The sequence below is a fragment of the Blastococcus sp. SYSU D00820 genome (assembly GCF_054050695.1).
Map to the genome: position 1 here is coordinate 254,341 of NZ_JBJGZW010000001.1, position 16,345 is coordinate 270,685.

Below are 16,345 nucleotides of genomic sequence, written 5' to 3' on the forward strand. Positions count from 1 at the left end.
CGTCAGCGCGCCGGGACGCCGCCGGTGCCGGGGTCGCGCTGGGAGCCCGGCTCGGAGCGCTCGAGCGCCTCCTCCTCGGCCTCGCCCTCCAGCCGGCGCGCCTCGCCGTCGATGGTGGCCGCGGCGTCGCCGTGCGACTGCCCGTAGACCTCCTCGGCGTGGCCGACCAGCTCCTCGGCCTTGGCCTTGACCTTGTCCCAACCGCTCACGTGGTGTCCTCTCTCATCCGCCCGCGAACGGGGGCAGCACGTCGACGACGGCTCCGGGCGCGAGCCGCTGGGCGCGGTCGCGGGTCGAGGTGCCGTCGACCAGGAACGAGCAGGCGGTGAGCACCCGCTCCAGCCGCTCGCCGTGGTCGGCCACGATCTGGCCGACCAGCTCCTCGAGGGTCGCGGCCGCGCGGGTCTCGGTGTCGACGCCGGAGGCGGCGCGGGCCCCGGCGAAGTAGCGGACGGTCACCTGCTCCACCGGGGGCTCACCCCCCGATGGCCGACATCGGCCGGGTGGGCTGCAGGAAGCTGGGGTCGTCGATGCCGTGGCCGGGCAGCTTGCCCAGCGTGGCGATCCGCCAGCGGTCGGCCAGCTCCTGGTCGGTCGCGCCCTCGCGCATCGCCGTCCGCAGGTCGGACTCGTCGCGGGCGAACAGGCAGTTGCGGATCTGCCCGTCGGCGGTCAAACGGGTGCGGTCGCAGGTGCCGCAGAACGAGCGGGTCACCGAGGCGATGACGCCGACGGTCGCGGGACCGCCGTCGACCAGCCAGCGCTCGGCCGGCGCCGAGCCGCGCTCCTCGGGATCGGGGGTAAGCGTGTGTGCCGCCGACAGCCGCTCGAGGATGTCCTCGGCGGTGACCATGCGGCCGCGGGTCCACGCGTGGTGGGCGTCCAGCGGCATCTGCTCGATGAACCGCAGCTGGTAGCCGTGCTCGAGGCAGTAGTCCAGCAGCGGGACGGCGTCGGCCTCGTTGATGCCGTGCAGCAGCACCGCGTTGACCTTGACCGGGGTGAGCCCGGCGTCGCGGGCGGCGGCGAGCCCGGCGAGGACGTCGTCCAGCCGGTCGCGGTGGGTGAGCTGCCGGAAGCGCTCGCGGTCGAGGGTGTCGAGGCTGACGTTGATCCGATCCAGGCCGGCGGCGGCGAGCGCCGGGGCCACGCGGGCCAGCCCGATCGCGTTCGTCGTCAGGCTGACCTCGGGGCGCGGCCGCAGCGCGGTCGTCTCCTGGACGATGCCGACCAGCCCGGGGCGCAGCAGCGGCTCGCCGCCGGTGAACCGGACCTCGCGGATGCCGAGCTGCTCCACGCCGATGCGGACCAGCCGGACGACCTCCTCGTCGGTGAGGACCTCCACCTTGGGCAGCCACTGCAGGCCCTCGGGAGGCATGCAGTAGGTGCAGCGGAGGTTGCAGCGGTCGGTCAGCGAGACCCGCAGGTCGGTCGCGACGCGGCCGTGCCGGTCGACCAGACCGCCGGTGCCCGGCACCGGGTCGGGGCGGCGGAGCACCGGGTCCGGGAGCGGGCTCGGCGAGGTCATGTCCCGAATGTAGTGCTCGGGACGACGTTCGTGCCGTCCTCCGGACGGCCGACAGGGGCGGCCGGGCATGCCGGCCGCCCCCGTCGGGTGGGTGCGTCAGCCGATCGGCGTGGGCGCGATCGGGTCCGGCGGGACCGGCACCGACCCCTGGATCCGGTTGCGCGCCTGGCAGTCGCTGGTGCAGTTCGTGGCACCGGCGGACAGCTCGATCGCGTCCTCGCCGAGCACGCCGCCCATGCGGCCGCCGGAGGTCACCGACCAGCGGGTGGTGGTCGCGGTCTGTGCCAGCTTCGTGGCGACCTGCGGGCTGTCCTTGCCCAGCAGCATCTGGTGCGTGGCGTCGCCGGCGATCCCGTCGCCGAAGTTGATCTTCCCGGTGTACTCGTTCACGAAGTAGTAGAGCCCGGGGCCGAGGGTGTGCACGTACTCGACCGCCGTGCCGAACTCCTGCTCCATCTGGAAGATGCCGCCCTGAGGCGCGTCCTTGGCCTGCACCTTGAGCTTGCCCCGCGCGGTGCTGAAGACGACGACGAGGTCGCCGTCCCGGACCTGCAGCTGCTCGATCCGGACCCCGCTGAGCTGGGCCGGAGTCAGCACCGGCACCTTCGAGGCGAAGACGACCGTGGGAGCGGTGACCATCCGCTGCGGGTCCGGCGCCCCGGTCAGCGTGTAGTCGTAGACGCCGAGCGTCGCCGGGTCGATGGCGAACCGCACGTGCACGCCCTGCACGACGATCCGCCCGTTCGGGGTGATCCCGCGCAGCCGCACGTCCCGGCCGGGCGCGGGGTTGGTCGTCGCGCCGTTGACGGTGACGCTGAAGTCGCCGGCGGTGGTGGCGACCGACGGCGTCCCCCGGTCGTCGGACCCCCCGTCGTCGCCCTTGGCGGCGGCGACGCCCGGCACCAGGGCGACGGCGGTGGACAGGGCGAGTGCCGCGAGCAGGCGGCGCGGGAAGGTGCGGGCCACGGTGGTCCCTCCGTCGTTGATCACCGTGCGTGTGCAGCGGCTCACAGAAGGATGCATGAAACTTCAAGCAAACGGCGGGACCGGCGAGAACGCGGGCGCGCCGCGCAGCCGGGCGTTGCTACGGTGCGGTGTCACCCGAGGGACCTGCGGGCACCCCCGCACTCGCCTGTGGCCAGGAAGCGCGAGAAGAACCCGTGTCACCCCGCACTCTCTTCGCCCCCTACCTCCGCCTGTTCGCCGTGCCCGGCAGCCGCGCGTTCGCGCTGGCCGGCTGGATCGGCCGGCTGCCGCTCTCCACCCTGGGCCTGGGCACCGTGCTGCTGGTCGCGGCCGAGACCGGCAGCTACGGCCTGGCCGGCGCGGTCTCCGGCACGCTGGCGCTCGCCTTCTCCCTGGCCGCTCCGCTGTGGGGCCGGCTCGCCGACCGGCGCGGCCAGGGCGGTGTCCTGCGGTTCGCCATGGTGCTGCAGGCGGTCACGGGCGCGGCGTTCCTCGCGGTCGTCGTCGCGGAGGCGCCGCTGTGGAGCTGGTTCCTGCTCGCCGCGCTGACCGGCGCCTCCTCGCCGAACGTCGGCTCGCTGGTGCGCGCCCGCTGGGCGAGCGCCCTGCCCGACGCGGGGCAGCGGCAGACCGCGTTCGCCTTCGAGTCCGTCGTCGACGAGGTCGTCTTCGTCGTCGGCCCGCCGCTGGTGACCGTGCTCGCCTCGATGGTCACCCCGCCGGCCGGCTTCCTCACCGGGCTGCTCGGCGGCATCGTCGGCGGCTGGGTGCTCGGCGGGCTGCGGGCCAGCGAGCCGCCGGTGACCCGGCCCGACGCCGGGACGCCGCGCCGGCGGTGGAGCCTGCTCACCGCCCCGGTGCTGGTCGTGGCGATCTCCTCGGTCGGCGTCGGGATCACCTTCGGCGCGATCGACGTGGTCGTGGTGGCCTTCGCTGAGGCGGAGGGGTCGCCGACGTCGGCCGGCCTGGTGCTGGCCCTGTTCGCCGGCGGCAGCCTGCTCGCGGGGCTGGTCTACGGCCTGCTGCGGCTGCCCGGCACGCTGGCCGCGCGGTTCGTCGCCTGCTCGCTGCTGTTCGGCCTGTCCGGACAGCTGCTGCTGGCGGTGGACTCCCTGGCGTGGCTGGTGCCGACGGCGCTCCTGTCCGGACTGGCGGTGGCCCCCACGCTGGTCTCGGGGATGTCGCTGGTCGAGTCCCGCGTGCCGCGGGCGAGCCTCACCGAGGCCCTCGCCTGGACCTCCACCGGCCTGATCGCCGGGGTGACCGTCGGGGCGGCCGTGGCCGGTGCCGCGGTGGACCGGTGGGGGGCGGAGGCGGCGTTCGCCGTTCCCGCCATCGCGGCCGCGCTGGCCGCGGTCCTCGCGCTGGCGGGCGCGCCCCTGCTGCGCGAGTCGCCTCCGTCACGGGTTGAGCAGCCGGTCGCCGGGTAGCGGGACACGCGGCACGTCGCGCGCCATCCGGTCGTGCGCGGCGCCCCCCGAACCCCCCGCGAGAGGAGCACCCGTGGCAACCGTGCCCACGATCCGGCTCAACAACGGCGTCGAGATCCCCCAGCTGGGTTTCGGCGTCTTCCAGATCGACCCGGCCGACACCGTCGAGGCGGTGACGAAGGCGCTGGAGATCGGCTACCGGCACATCGACACGGCCGAGATGTACGGCAACGAGAAGGAGGTCGGCGAGGCGGTCCGGCGCTCCGGCATCGACCGCGGCGAGGTCTTCGTGACCAGCAAGCTGAACAACGGCTACCACGCTCGCGACGCCGCGCTGCGCGCCTTCGACCAGAGCCTGGCCGACCTCGGTTTCGACTACCTGGACCTGTTCCTCGTCCACTGGCCGCTGCCGGGGATCGACGTCGACTACGTCGAGACGTGGAAGGCCATGGAGGAGATCTACGCCAGCGGCCGCGCCAAGGCGATCGGCGTCTCGAACTTCCAGGCCCACCACCTGCGCCGGCTGTTCGCCGAGACCGAGATCCGCCCGGCGGTCAACCAGATCGAGGTGCACCCCTACCTCGCGCAGGAGGAGCTGCGGGCCTTCGACGCCGACCACGAGATCGTCACCGAGGCGTGGTCGCCGATCGCGCAGGGCAAGGTGCTCGACGACCCGGTGGTCACCCGCGTGGCCGAGCGCTACGGGCGGACCCCGGCCCAGGTCGTGCTCCGCTGGCACGTGCAGCGCGGCGACGTCGTCTTCCCGAAGTCGGTGACGCCGGCCCGCATGGAGGAGAACTTCGCGCTGTTCGACTTCGCCCTCGACGAGGACGCGATGGGCGACATCTCCGCGCTCGACCGCGGTGAGCGCACCGGGCCCGACCCGGACACGTTCAACTACATCCCGGGCTGAGACAGGGCCGGGTGGAGTGCCAGGGACGCATTTTCCGCGCCCTGGCACTCCACCCGGCGCTCAGTCGGTCGTCACGAAGTCGATGAGCTCCTCGACCCGGCCGATCAGCGCCGGCTCCAGGTCGGTCCAGGTGCGCACCCGCGCGAGGATCCGCTGGGCCCAGACGTAACCGGTGTCGTCCTCCCAGCCCAGGCGGCGGCAGACGCCGGTCTTCCAGTCCTCGCCCTTGGGCACGGTCGGCCACGCCCGGATGCCGACGACGGCGGGCTTGACCGCCTGCCAGATGTCGATGAAGGGGTGGCCGACGACGAGCGCGTGCTCGCCGGTGACCTGCCCGGCGATCCGCGACTCCTTGGAGCCGGTCACCAGGTGGTCGACCAGCACCCCGAGCCGCCGTCCGGACGCGGGACGGAACTCGCGGACGATGCCCGGCAGGTCGTCCACGCCGTGCAGCGGCTCGACGACGACGCCCTCGATGCGCAGGTCGTGGCCCCACACCTTCTCCACGAGCTCGGCGTCGTGCTTGCCCTCGACGTAGATGCGCCCCTCGCGGGCCACCCGGGCGCGGGCGCCGGCGACGTAGGTGGACCCCGACGCGCTCCGGGTGGGTGTCGCGGGGCCCTTCGGCGTCGGGCGGACGAGGACGACGGGGCGGCCGTCGACCCAGAAGCCGGGGCCCAGGGGATAGGCCCGCACCTTGCCGAAGCGGTCCTCGAGGTGGACGACGTCCTTCTCGCAGCGCACGACCGCGCCGACGAACCCGCTGCTCGGGTCCTCGACGACGAGGTCGCGCTCGGCCGCCACCTGCGGTGCGGGCTTCTTGACCGTGCGGGGGTGGACGAGGTTGTCGTAGGGCGAACGGGGTGGCACGGCCCGAGTCTCCGACGGGCGGGGCGCGGCCCCGGGACGGCGCGCCGGGACGGAGTCGTCCGACACGCCCGGGGTGACCGTCGTCACCTAGCGTCACGGGTCACCCATTGACAGATCCTCGGCGGGGCAACCCCCGGTTCCCCCCCGATTCCACCTGCGCGGATGCCCGAGATGACCGTCCGGCGCGCCCCGGCCACGGTCCGCGACACGCCCGGGCCGCCGTGTCGACCGTGCCCGGGTCGTTTCGCGGCGCCCGTCACGGTCACCCATCCCGGTGACCGTTCCACACCACCCAGAGACGGGAGCGACCGCGACGATGATCGGCACCGACACCATCAGCCGTGTGATCGGCCAGGACGTGTACGACGAGTCCGGCACCAAGATCGGCTCTGCCTCCGAGGTCTACCTGGACGACGAGACCGGCCAGCCCGAGTGGGTGACCGTGCGCACCGGCCTCTTCGGCACCAAGGAGTCCTTCGTCCCGATCCGGAACGCCGACCTGACCGACAACGGGCTGCGCGTACCGGTCAGCAAGGACCGCGTGAAGGACGCCCCGAAGATCGACACCGACGGGCACCTCTCGCCGCAGGAGGAGCAGGAGCTCTACCGCTACTACGGCATGGACGTCAGCGGCGGTGGCCAGCAGTTCGCCGGCACCGACACCACGCGGACGGACACCACCACCCACACGGACACGACCCGCACCGGCACGATGACCGGCACCGAGTCGACGACGGGCATGGCCAGCACGACCGGGGCCGCCGGCGGCATGACCACCGGCACCGACTACGAGCAGACCGGCACCGGGTACGAGCGCGACACCCGTGGCGCGGTCGGGCACGACACCTCCGGCCCGACCACCGACAACGCCATGACCCGCTCGGAGGAGCGGCTGTCCGTCGGCACCCGCGCCGAGGAGATCGGCCGCGCCCGGCTCCGCAAGTACGTGGTCACCGAGAACGTGACCGAGACCGTGCCGGTCTCCCGCGAGGAGGTCCGCGTCGAGCGCGAGCCCATCACCGACGCGAACATCGGCAACGCGATGGACGGCCCGGCCATCTCCGAGGAGGAGCACGAGGTCACGCTGCACGCCGAGCGCCCCGTGGTCGCCAAGGAGGCCGTGCCGGTCGAGCGCGTGCGCCTGGACACCGAGACGGTGACCGACACCGAGACGGTGAACGACACCGTCCGCAAGGAGGAGATCGAGGTCGACGGCGCGCACGACGCCGACCGTCGACTCTGACCTCCCCGCCCGGCAGTGCCGGGCTCCCGACGGCGGTGGCCGGCCGAGTACTCGCTCCGGCCGGCCATCTGCCGTCCGGGGTCCGGCGACCGGGCCGCCTCCTCCGTCGCCAGGTGGGATGCTCGGCGACGTGAGCGAGACCACGGTGTCCCCGGCCGCGGCCGGCCCCTTCGCCGGACCGGACGACCTGGCCGCGGCCCTGGAGGCCACCGGCTACCTGCCCGACGAGGGCCTGTCGACGGCGGCCTACCTCGCGCTGGTGATGCGCCGCCCGCTGTTCCTCGAGGGGGAGGCCGGGGTCGGGAAGACCGCGCTGGCCCGGGCGCTGGCCGAGGTCACGGGCCGGCCCCTGTACCGGCTGCAGTGCTACGAGGGCCTGGAGGCCAGCCAGGCGCTCTACGACTGGGACTTCGGCCGCCAGCTGCTGCACCTGCGCGCCGCCGAGGCCGCGCACGCGACCGGTGACACCGAGGCGCTCGAGGCCTCGCTGTACGACCGCCGCTTCCTGCTGGCCCGCCCGCTGCTGCAGGCCCTGGAGGACGCCCCCAGCGTGCTGCTGGTCGACGAGGTCGACCGTGCCGACGACGAGTTCGAGGCGTTCCTGCTCGAGGTGCTGTCGGACTTCACCATCTCCATCCCCGAGCTCGGCACGATCCGGGCGACCACCCCGCCGCTGGTGGTGCTCACCTCCAACCGCACCCGCGAGGTGCACGACGCGCTCAAGCGCCGCTGCCTCTACCACTGGCTCGAGCACCCGGACTTCGACCGCGAGGTGGCGATCCTGCGCACCCGGCTGCCGGAGGTGACCGAGCGGCTGGCCCGCGACGTCGCTCGGGCGACGGCGAAGCTGCGCGACCTGGACCTGCTCAAGCCCCCGGGTGTGGCCGAGGCGATGGACTGGGCCAGCGCCCTGCACGCCCTCGGCGCCCGCGAGCTCGACCCGGACCTCGCCGCCCGCACGCTGGGCGCGGTGCTCAAGTACCGGGAGGACACCGACCGCGTGCACGCGCTGACCCGGGGCGTGCTCTTCGGTGCCTGAACAGCGCAGGGACGTCGTCGCGACCGTCCTGGGCTTCGCACGGACGCTGCGCGTGGCGGGGGTGGCCGCCTCACCCGACCGCGTCGAGGCGATGCTCCGGGCGGCCGGCGCTCTCGGCGTCCTCGACCCGACCGCGGTCTACTGGGCCGGCCGGCTCACCCTGTGCGCCGGGCCGGACGACCTCGAGCGCTACGACGCCGCCTTCGCGGCGTACTTCGGCGGCGAGGCGCCGCGGGCGGGGCGGCCCGCGCCGGTGTCGGTGCAGCGGCTGACCAGCTCGGCGCCGCTGGCCGACGCGTCCGGCGAGGGCCAGAAGACCGACGACAGCCCCGAGGTCGCCGGCCGGGCCAGCGGCGACGAGGTGCTGCGCCACCGCGACGTCGCCGACCTCACCGTGGCCGAGCGGGAGCACCTGCGCCGGCTGTTCGCGCTCCTGCAGCCGGCCGCGCCGATGCGCCCGGCCCGCCGGCGCCGGCCCAGCCTGCGCGGCTCGGTGCACCCGGCGCGCACCGTGCGGCGGGCCATGCGCGAGGGCGGCGAGGTCTCCAGGCTGGCCTACCGGCGCCGCCGGCCGCGCCCGCGCCGCGTCGTCCTCCTGGTCGACGTCTCGGGGTCGATGAGCCCCTACGCCGACGCGCTGCTGCGGTTCGCGCACGCCGCCGTCCGCGCGCACCCGGCGGCGACCGAGGTGTTCACCATCGGCACCCGGCTGACCCGGGTCACCCGCGAGCTGCGGCTGCGCGACCCCGACCGGGCGCTGGCCGCCAGTGGCAGCGCCATCCCCGACTGGTCCGGCGGCACCCGGCTGGGCGAGGTGCTCAAGGCCTTCCTCGACCGCTGGGGCCAGCGCGGCACCGCGCGGGGCGCCGTGGTGGTCGTCTGCAGCGACGGGTGGGAGCGCGGCGGCACCGAGCTGCTCGCCGAGCAGATGGCCCGGCTGCGGCGGCTGGCGCACGCCGTCGTCTGGGTGAACCCGCACAAGGGCCGGGCCGGCTACGAGCCGCTGACCGGCGGCATGCAGGCGGCGCTGCCGTCGGTCGACCACTTCGTCGCCGGGCACAGCCTGGCGGCGTTCGAGCAGCTGTCGGGAGTGATCCAGCGTGCCTGAGGGTTGTGGTGGACTGCAGCACCCCGGGGAGGTGGTCCGTCGTGCGTGAGGTCCTCGACGACCTGATCGGCTGGTGGCAGGCCGGCGAGACCGTCGGCATGGGCACCGTGGTGGCCACCTGGCGCTCCGCGCCGCGCCCGGCCGGCGCCTCGATGCTGGTCGGCCCCGACGGCACGGCGGTCGGCAGCGTCTCCGGCGGCTGCGTCGAGGGCGCGGTGTACGAGGAGGCCCGGGACGTCGTCGAGACCGGCGTCCCGACGCTGGAGCGCTACGGCATCAGCGACGACGACGCCTTCGCCGTGGGCCTGACCTGCGGCGGCATCCTCGACGTCTTCGTCGAGCCGGTCTCCCGGGAGTCCTTCCCCGAGCTCGGCGAGATCGCCGAGTCGGTCGGCCGGCACGAGCCGGTCGCCGTCGTCACCTGCGTGAAGGGTCCCGACGACCGGCTGGGCAAGCGGCTGGTGCTCTGGCCCGACCGCGCCTCGGGCACCTTCGGCCTGCAGCGGCTGGACGACGCGGTGGCCGACGACGCGCGCGGCATGCTGGCCGCCGGCCGCACCGGCACGCTGACCTACGGCCACGACGGCGAGCGGCGCGGCGACGAGCTGACCCTGTTCGTCTCCTCCTTCGCCCCGCCGGCGCGGATGGTCGTGTTCGGCGCCATCGATTTCGCCGCCGCCGTCGCCCGGGTCGGGGCGTTCCTCGGCTACCGGGTCACCGTCTGCGACGCCCGGCCGGTGTTCGCCACCGCCCGGCGTTTCCCCGACGCCCACGAGGTGGTCGTCGAGTGGCCGCACCGCTACCTGCAGGCCGAGGCCGACGCCGGGCGGATCGACGAGCGCACGGTGCTGTGCGTGCTCACCCACGACCCGAAGTTCGACGTCCCGCTGCTGGAGGTGGCCCTGCGGCTGCCGGTGGCCTACGTCGGCGCGATGGGCTCCCGGCGCACCCACGACGACCGGCTGGCCCGGCTGCGCGAGGCCGGGCTGTCCGAGGCCGAGCTGGCCCGGCTCTCCTCGCCGATCGGTCTGGACCTCGGCGCGCGCACCCCCGAGGAGACCGCCGTCTCGATCGCCGCGGAGATCATCGCCGGGCGCTGGGGTGGCACCGGGGAGCGGCTGGCCGGCACCGAGGGGCCCATCCACCGGACGGCCGAGCGCTGACGGAGCTGCCGTTCGCCGTTCCCGTGGAGGTCGTCGGGCTGCTCGTCTCGCCGGTGCACCGCTACGACGGGCGCCCGGGCGCTGATGGCCCTCGTGCAGGGGCCCGCCGCGAGCGTGCGAGCGGTGGGGGGCACGAGGGTCCTCACGCCGAGCAGGCCGCCGACCGCGCCGACCGGATCGAGGTGCGCGCCGGGCACGGCATCGTGGGCGACCGGTACGCCGGCCGCCCGGCGCACCGGGACGCCGCGGTCACCGTGCTGGCCGCCGAGTCGCTCGACGCCCTGGCCGCGGAGCTGGGCGTCCCGCCGTTCGACCCGCTGCTGGCCCGGCGCAACGTCGTGCTCCGCGGCGCCGAGGTGGAGGCGCTGCGCGGGCGGGAGTTCTCGCTCGACTGCGGTTCCGGGGTCGTCGTCCTGCGCGGCGGGCGGCCGGCCAACCCGTGCGCCTGGATGGACACCGTGCTGGCACCCGGGGCGCACCGGGGCATGCGCGGGCGCGGCGGCGTCCGCTGCGCGCCGCTGACCGACGGCGTCCTGCGGCTGGGGCCGGCGGTGCTGCGCAGCGCCGTGCCGCTGGACCCGGCCCGCGCGGGCGACGCGGTCCGCCCGGCGCCGCGACCGCGGGGCTGAGCAGCAGCAGAGGGTCAGACCCCCACGGGGAAGGACGCCGAGAGGGTCACGTAGCCGGCGTTCCCGGTGCCGGGTCGCACCATCAGCACCTGACCGTCGTTGAACACGCCGAGCTCGCCGAACGGCACGCCGTCGTGCGTCGCGATGAACCCGTGGTTCCAGGCAGGCCGCGCGGACTCGGGCAGGATCGCGACCACCGCGTTGGGTCCCCAGGCACCGTCGAGGTCGCGGATGTGCACCTGCAGGTAGCAGATGCCGTCGACCACCCGGTACCGGGCGCCGTCGCCGGTGACCACCCACCCGCCGGTCACCTCGAGGTCCTGCCAGGACGTGTCGGCGCGCGGAGCCACCGAGGCGGCCTTGGCCCCGTCGGCAAGACCCGTGGACGTCGCCGTCGAGGGCAGCGCCCAGACCGTGCCGGCCGCGACAGCGGCAGCCACCAGCACGGTCGTCGCCCACCGGCCGACGGTCGCACCCCAGGCCCGCCGCGGTCGGGACGGAGGTGGCGGCGAGGAGGCCACGGCCGGCATGGGGGACCAGGCCGCGGTGGGCGTCCGGACGGCGGGGACGACCGCCGTCGCGGCGCGAGGGTCGGGCACCTGCCAGCCGAGCGGACCGGTCACGTCGTCCTCCTCGCGCGGTGCGGCACCCGGGCATCGTCGTCGAACCGCAGGCTGCGTCCCAGCCGTCTCCCCCGATCCGCGTACCCCCGTCCGGGGGTGGTCCGGGTCACACCCCGCCCCCGACGATGGCGGTCCGGAGAGCAGATCCGGCGTCCTCGCCGGGGAACGGGAGCGTCGATGAAGACCAGGGCAGCCGTACTCCGCGACACCGGCCGGCCGTTCGAGATCACCGAGCTGGAACTGGACGAGCCCAAGGCCGGGGAGGTGCTCATCCGCTTCGTCGCGGCGGGGCTGTGCCACTCCGACGAGCACCTGCGGCACGGCGACATCGTGCCGCGCTTCCCGATCGTCGGCGGTCACGAGGGGGCCGGGGTCATCGAGCGGGTCGGCCCGGGCGTCACCCGCCTGCAGCCCGGCGACCACGTCATCTGCTCGTTCCTGCCGGTGTGCGGCCACTGCCGCTGGTGCTCGACGGGCAAGTCGAACCTCTGCGACATGGGCGCGACCATCCTCGACGGCTGCCTGGCCGACGGCACCTACCGCTTCCACGACGACCAGGGCAACGACCTGGGCGGCATGTGCATGCTGGGCACGTTCTCCGAGCGCGCCGTCATCAGCGAGAACTCCGCGGTCAAGGTCGACCCCGACCTGCCGCTGGACAAGGTGGTGCTCATCGGCTGCGGCGTGCCGACCGGCTGGGGCTCGGCGGTGCACGCCGCGGCCACCGAGCCCGGCGACACGATCGTCATCTACGGCATCGGCGGGATCGGCATCAACAGCGTGCAGGGCGCGGCGCTGGCCGGCGCCCGCAACGTCGTCGCCGTCGACCCGCTGCCCAACAAGCGGGAGGCCGCCGAGCAGCTCGGTGCCACGCACAGCTGCGAGACCGCCGAGGAGGCGCAGGAGCTGGTCCAGGAGCTGACCCGCGGCGTCGGCGCGGACAAGGCGATCATCACCGTCGGCGTCGTGGACGCCGAGGTCGTCTCGGCCGCCGTGAACGTCATCCGCAAGGGCGGCACCGCGGTCATCACCGGCCTCGCCGACCCGACGAAGAACAACATCGAGCTCAACAGCTCGCTGCTGACCCTCTTCGAGAAGACCGTGAAGGGCAGCCTGTTCGGCTCCGGCGACCCCTTCCACGACATCCCGAAGATGGTGGGGCTCTACCAGTCCGGTGACCTCAAGCTCGACGAGCTGATCACCACGACGTACACCCTCGACGAGGTCAACCAGGGCTACGAGGACCTGGTGGCCGGCAAGAACATCCGCGGCGTCGTCCTGTTCGACACGCCGCCGCTGGACGGAGCGCCGGCCTGACCGTGCGCTGCGGGAGAGGGGCCGCGTGACCCGGGGGACGCCGGACGGGCCCGGTCCGGTCATCGGTCTGCGGCGCGAGCGGGAGGTGCTCACCGTCGCGCTGCAGACCAACCGGCACGTGGTGCTGGAGGGGCCGCCGGGCACCGGCAAGTCCACGCTGCTGCGCGCGATCGCCGCCGACGTCGGCCAGGAGGTCGTCTTCGTCGAGGGCAATGCCGAGCTCACGCCGGCCCGGCTGATCGGCCAGTACGACCCGGCCGCGGTGCTGGCCTCCGGGTACGTGCCGGAGAGCTTCACCGACGGCCCCCTGCTGACGGCGATGCGCGGCTCGGGGCTGCTCTACCTCGAGGAGCTCAACCGGATCCCCGAGGAGACGCTCAACGTCCTGATCACCGTGCTCACCGAGGGCGAGATCACCGTGCCGCGGCTGGGCTCGGTGCACGCCGCGGCCGGCTTCCGGCTGATCGCGGCGATGAACCCGTTCGACGCGATCGGCACCGCGCGCGTGGGCCAGGCGATCGCCGACCGGATGTGCCGGGTGGTGCTCGGCTACCAGGACGAGCCCGCCGAGCGGGCCATCGTGGACGCCGTCACCGGGGCGCCCCCGGCGCTGGTCGCGCTCGCGGTGCGACTGGTCCGCGCCACCCGCGCGCACCGCGACGTGCGCATGGGCTCGTCGGTGCGCGGCGCCAACGACCTGGTCCTGCTCCTCGGCGGGCTGCTGCGGCTGCGCGGGCTGACCGGCCTGGCCGACGACGGCGCGCGGGAGGCCGCCCGGGACGCCGCGCACGCCGCGCTCTCCGGCCGCATCCGGATCACCGAGGGCGTCGAGCGCACGCCCGAGGCGGTGATCGACGAGATCCTCGACGAGGTGTGGCCGCCCGGGGGCCCACCGCCCGGGGAGCCCGCCGACGGCGCACCGGCCGATCCGGGCGACGCGGGAAAAGCGCCGGGCCCGTCCGCTGACCAGGCGGCGGGCCCGGACACCGGTTCCTCCCTGCGCCGAGACCGCCGTTCGGGCGGCGGCCGACGGCAGACCAGCCGACGGGAGATGAGCGCCCGGCACGAGGCCTTCGAGGAGGTCAGCCCGCAGGTCGGCGAGCTGGACGAGGAGGCCTTCGCCCAGCTGGTCGCCGCGGACGCCGACGCCGCCGCGGCGCTGCTGGCCGACCTGGCCCTGGCCACCGACCGCGACCTGCGGGCCGCCGCCCAGCGGCTGGCCACCCGGGTGTTCGTGCAGGTGGGGCGGGTCGGCCGGACCCGCGCCCGCGGCACCCGGCGGATCGAGCCCAACCGCCGCGCCGACGGGGACCTCGACCTCGACCGCACGCTGGACCGCTGGGACGCCGCCACCCCGCTGTCGGCCGACGACCTGGTCACCCGCGGCTGGACCGGTGCTCGCCGGGCGGTCTGCCTCGCGGTGGACACCTCCGGCTCGATGAGCGGGCTCGGCGTGGCCATCGCCGCGGTCGCCGCGGCCGGCGTGGTGCTCACCGCCGACGAGAAGCTGCAGACCAGCGTGCTCACCTTCGGCCGCGAGGTGGACGTCGTCCAGCGGCACGGGCAGCGCCGGGCCGCCGAGGACCTCGTGCGCCACCTCGTCACGCTGCGCGGGCACGGCATGACCGATCTCGCGGGGGCGCTGCGGGCCGCCCGCGCCCAGCTGCTGCCGGCGGTCGCGGACGAGCGCGTCGTCGTCCTGCTGTCGGACTGCCTGCACACCACCGGCGACCCGCCGGAGACCGCGCTCGGCGGCCTGGACCGGCTGCACGTGCTGTGCCCGCTGCCGACCGAGGAGTCCGAGGCGGCGGCCCGCCGCCTGGCCGCCCGGGGCGCGGGGACGGCGGAGATGGTCCGCGGCATCCGGGACCTCGGCCCCGCGCTCACCCGGCTCCTGGGTTAGGGGAGCAACCCCAGCGACCGCGCGCGGACGACCGCCTCCAGCCGGGTGTGCGCGTCCAGCTTCGCCATGGCGCTGCTCAGGTAGCTCTTCACCGTCTCCGGGCGCAGTGCCAGCCGGGCGGCCGCCGTCCGGTTGCTGCAGCCGAGCGCGACGAGCGCCAGCACGTCGACCTCCCGCGCCGACAGTGGGACGGCCGGCGGGGAGGGGGCGCCGGCCGCGACGCCGGCCAGCCGGCGGCAGGCCGCGTGCACCTGCCGGCGCAGCGCCTCGTCGTCCAGCGAGGCGGCGAGCAGGCGCAGCTCGGCGTGGACGGCCCGAACCTCCTCCCAGCGGGCGGTCTCCGGCCGCGGCACGGCTCGGGTCACCGGCACCTCCTCGGCGCGGACGGACCGGTCCCGTCCTCCCGGCCGGGCCGGGAGGACGGGCGGCGGTCAGCGGTCGGCGTCGGTGTAGACGACCATCCCGCGGATGTTCTTGCCGTCCCGCATGTCCTGGTAGCCCTGGTTGACCTCCTCGAGGGAGTACCGGGTGGTCACCAGGTCGTCCAGCTTGAGCTGGCCCTCCTGGTAGAGGGAGAGCAGCTCGGGGATCGCCGCGCGCGGCGCCAGCCCGCCGAAGATGGCGCCCTGCAGGTCCTTCTGCAGGAGGGTCAGCTCGAACAGGCTGAGCTTGACGTCGACGTTGGCCGCGTTGCCCATCCCGGTGACGACGGCGCGGCCGCCCTTCCCGGTCAGGGACAGGGCCGTCTGGATGTCCTCACCCTGGATGTCGCCGACGGTGATGATCGTCTTGTCCGCCATCCGGCCCCAGGTGAGCTCGTTGATCGGGCCGGCGGCCTCCTCGGCCGACTCGTAGACGTGGGTGGCGCCGAGGTCCATCGCCCACTCGCGCTTCTTCGCGACCGGCTCGATCACCATCACCCGCTTGGCGCCCGCGGCCGCCGCGCCCTGGACGGCGTTCATGCCGACCCCGCCGGCGCCCATGATCACGACGTTCTCGCCGGGCCGGACGTCGGCGACCTTGGTGGCCGATCCCCAGCCGGTGGTCACGCCGCAGCCGACGAGCGCGGCGACCTCGAGCGGGATGTCGGGCTCGATCCGCACCACGGACGCCTGGTGCACGGTGATGTAGGGCGCGAAGGTGCCGAGCAGGCACATGGGGACGACGTCCTTGCCGCGGGCCCGCACCCGGTAGGTGCCGTCGGAGATCGCGGTGCCGGCCAGCAGGGTCGCGCCGAGGTCGCAGAGGTTCTGCATGCCCTTCGAGCACGGCGGGCACTGCCCGCAGGCGGGGATGAAGGCGGTGACCACGTGGTCGCCCTCCTTCAGCCCGGTCACGCCCGGGCCGACCTTGGTGACCACGCCGGAGCCCTCGTGCCCGCCGATCACGGGGTAGGAGGCGACCGGGGTGCCGCCGGTGACGAGGTGCTCGTCGCTGTGGCACAGCCCCGAGGCGGCCAGCTGGACCTGCACCTCGCCCTCGCGCGGGTCCCCGAGCTCGATCTCCTCGACCGACCACTCCTCGCCGACGCCCCACAGGATCGCGCCCTTGGTCTTCACGCAGTCGTCCTCTCCTCGCACCGGTGTGCTCCAGGCCACAGCCTGTGGACGGGG

General features: G+C 74.7%; 17 protein-coding genes. 9 read left to right on the forward strand and 8 right to left on the reverse strand.

Going from position 1 to position 16,345, the window contains the following annotated elements:
• Nucleotides 1-2: 2 nt before the first annotated feature.
• From ACI79R_RS01145 to ACI79R_RS01160, 4 genes are all read right to left on the reverse strand, one after another.
• Nucleotides 3-209 (reverse strand): hypothetical protein, encoded by a 207-nt coding sequence (locus tag ACI79R_RS01145; RefSeq protein ID WP_456571734.1) that lies wholly within the window; start codon nt 207-209, stop codon nt 3-5.
• A gap of 13 nt (nt 210-222) precedes the next feature.
• Nucleotides 223-468 carry a MoaD/ThiS family protein gene (locus tag ACI79R_RS01150; RefSeq protein WP_456571735.1) on the reverse strand — a complete coding sequence of 82 codons (246 nt, stop codon included), beginning with the start codon at nt 466-468 and terminating at the stop codon, nt 223-225.
• Between the two features lie 7 nt (nt 469-475).
• On the reverse strand, nt 476-1,528 hold the full coding sequence (moaA, locus tag ACI79R_RS01155) for a GTP 3',8-cyclase MoaA (RefSeq protein ID WP_456571736.1): 1,053 nt from the start codon (nt 1,526-1,528) through the stop codon (nt 476-478).
• A 96-nt stretch (nt 1,529-1,624) separates the two neighbouring features.
• Nucleotides 1,625-2,494, reverse strand: coding sequence for a hypothetical protein (locus tag ACI79R_RS01160; protein ID WP_456571737.1), 870 nt, complete (start codon nt 2,492-2,494; stop codon nt 1,625-1,627).
• Nucleotides 2,495-2,688: 194 nt separating this feature from the next.
• Between ACI79R_RS01160 and ACI79R_RS01165 the strand changes: the two genes are divergently transcribed.
• Nucleotides 2,689-3,924: an MFS transporter gene (locus ACI79R_RS01165; RefSeq protein ID WP_456571738.1), complete on the forward strand. Its 1,236-nt coding sequence runs from the start codon at nt 2,689-2,691 to the stop codon at nt 3,922-3,924.
• A gap of 73 nt (nt 3,925-3,997) precedes the next feature.
• Nucleotides 3,998-4,837, forward strand: a complete 840-nt coding sequence (locus ACI79R_RS01170; RefSeq protein ID WP_456571739.1) for an aldo/keto reductase — start codon at nt 3,998-4,000, stop codon at nt 4,835-4,837.
• Between the two features lie 60 nt (nt 4,838-4,897).
• Here ACI79R_RS01170 and ACI79R_RS01175 read toward each other — a convergent pair whose 3' ends face one another.
• Nucleotides 4,898-5,707, reverse strand: a complete 810-nt coding sequence (locus ACI79R_RS01175) for a DUF3097 domain-containing protein (protein WP_456571740.1) — start codon at nt 5,705-5,707, stop codon at nt 4,898-4,900.
• Nucleotides 5,708-6,023: 316 nt separating this feature from the next.
• On the opposite strand from ACI79R_RS01175, the gene ACI79R_RS01180 reads away from it, so the two are divergent.
• From ACI79R_RS01180 to ACI79R_RS01200, 5 genes are all read left to right on the forward strand, one after another.
• Nucleotides 6,024-6,950: a DUF2382 domain-containing protein gene (locus ACI79R_RS01180; protein WP_456571741.1), complete on the forward strand. Its 927-nt coding sequence runs from the start codon at nt 6,024-6,026 to the stop codon at nt 6,948-6,950.
• Between the two features lie 130 nt (nt 6,951-7,080).
• Nucleotides 7,081-7,989: an AAA family ATPase gene (locus tag ACI79R_RS01185; RefSeq protein WP_456571742.1), complete on the forward strand. Its 909-nt coding sequence runs from the start codon at nt 7,081-7,083 to the stop codon at nt 7,987-7,989.
• Entirely contained in the window at nt 7,982-9,097 is a 1,116-nt protein-coding gene (locus tag ACI79R_RS01190) for a vWA domain-containing protein (protein ID WP_456571743.1), read from the forward strand. Before ACI79R_RS01185 ends, ACI79R_RS01190 begins: the two co-directional genes overlap by 8 nt.
• 41 nt (nt 9,098-9,138) lie before the next feature.
• Entirely contained in the window at nt 9,139-10,260 is a 1,122-nt protein-coding gene (locus ACI79R_RS01195; protein ID WP_456571744.1) for an XdhC family protein, read from the forward strand.
• A 23-nt stretch (nt 10,261-10,283) separates the two neighbouring features.
• The gene (locus ACI79R_RS01200) at nt 10,284-10,889 is read left to right on the forward strand and encodes an MOSC domain-containing protein (protein ID WP_456571745.1); all 606 of its coding nucleotides are present in this window, start codon (nt 10,284-10,286) and stop codon (nt 10,887-10,889) included.
• A gap of 14 nt (nt 10,890-10,903) precedes the next feature.
• On the opposite strand, the gene ACI79R_RS01205 is transcribed toward ACI79R_RS01200, so the two are convergent.
• Nucleotides 10,904-11,512 (reverse strand): hypothetical protein, encoded by a 609-nt coding sequence (locus ACI79R_RS01205; RefSeq protein ID WP_456571746.1) that lies wholly within the window; start codon nt 11,510-11,512, stop codon nt 10,904-10,906.
• A 177-nt stretch (nt 11,513-11,689) separates the two neighbouring features.
• Between ACI79R_RS01205 and ACI79R_RS01210 the strand changes: the two genes are divergently transcribed.
• Both ACI79R_RS01210 and ACI79R_RS01215 read left to right on the forward strand, forming a co-directional pair.
• On the forward strand, nt 11,690-12,829 hold the full coding sequence (locus ACI79R_RS01210) for an NDMA-dependent alcohol dehydrogenase (RefSeq protein WP_456571747.1): 1,140 nt from the start codon (nt 11,690-11,692) through the stop codon (nt 12,827-12,829).
• Between the two features lie 25 nt (nt 12,830-12,854).
• Nucleotides 12,855-14,732 (forward strand): AAA family ATPase, encoded by a 1,878-nt coding sequence (locus tag ACI79R_RS01215; RefSeq protein ID WP_456571748.1) that lies wholly within the window; start codon nt 12,855-12,857, stop codon nt 14,730-14,732.
• Here the strand turns inward: ACI79R_RS01215 and ACI79R_RS01220 are convergent.
• Both ACI79R_RS01220 and ACI79R_RS01225 read right to left on the reverse strand, forming a co-directional pair.
• Nucleotides 14,729-15,097: a response regulator transcription factor gene (locus ACI79R_RS01220; RefSeq protein WP_456571749.1), complete on the reverse strand. Its 369-nt coding sequence runs from the start codon at nt 15,095-15,097 to the stop codon at nt 14,729-14,731. The genes ACI79R_RS01215 and ACI79R_RS01220 overlap by 4 nt on opposite strands.
• A 66-nt stretch (nt 15,098-15,163) precedes the next feature.
• Nucleotides 15,164-16,291: an NDMA-dependent alcohol dehydrogenase gene (locus ACI79R_RS01225; RefSeq protein ID WP_456571750.1), complete on the reverse strand. Its 1,128-nt coding sequence runs from the start codon at nt 16,289-16,291 to the stop codon at nt 15,164-15,166.
• Nucleotides 16,292-16,345 lie beyond the last annotated feature (54 nt).

Coding starts and splice junctions, on each gene's coding strand:
- moaA (WP_456571736.1), bottom strand. CDS start 1,528: ATGACCTCGCCGAGCCCGCTCCCGGACCCGGTGCTCCGCCGCCCCGAC.
- ACI79R_RS01180 (WP_456571741.1), top strand. CDS start 6,024: ATGATCGGCACCGACACCATCAGCCGTGTGATCGGCCAGGACGTGTAC.
- ACI79R_RS01210 (WP_456571747.1), top strand. CDS start 11,690: ATGAAGACCAGGGCAGCCGTACTCCGCGACACCGGCCGGCCGTTCGAG.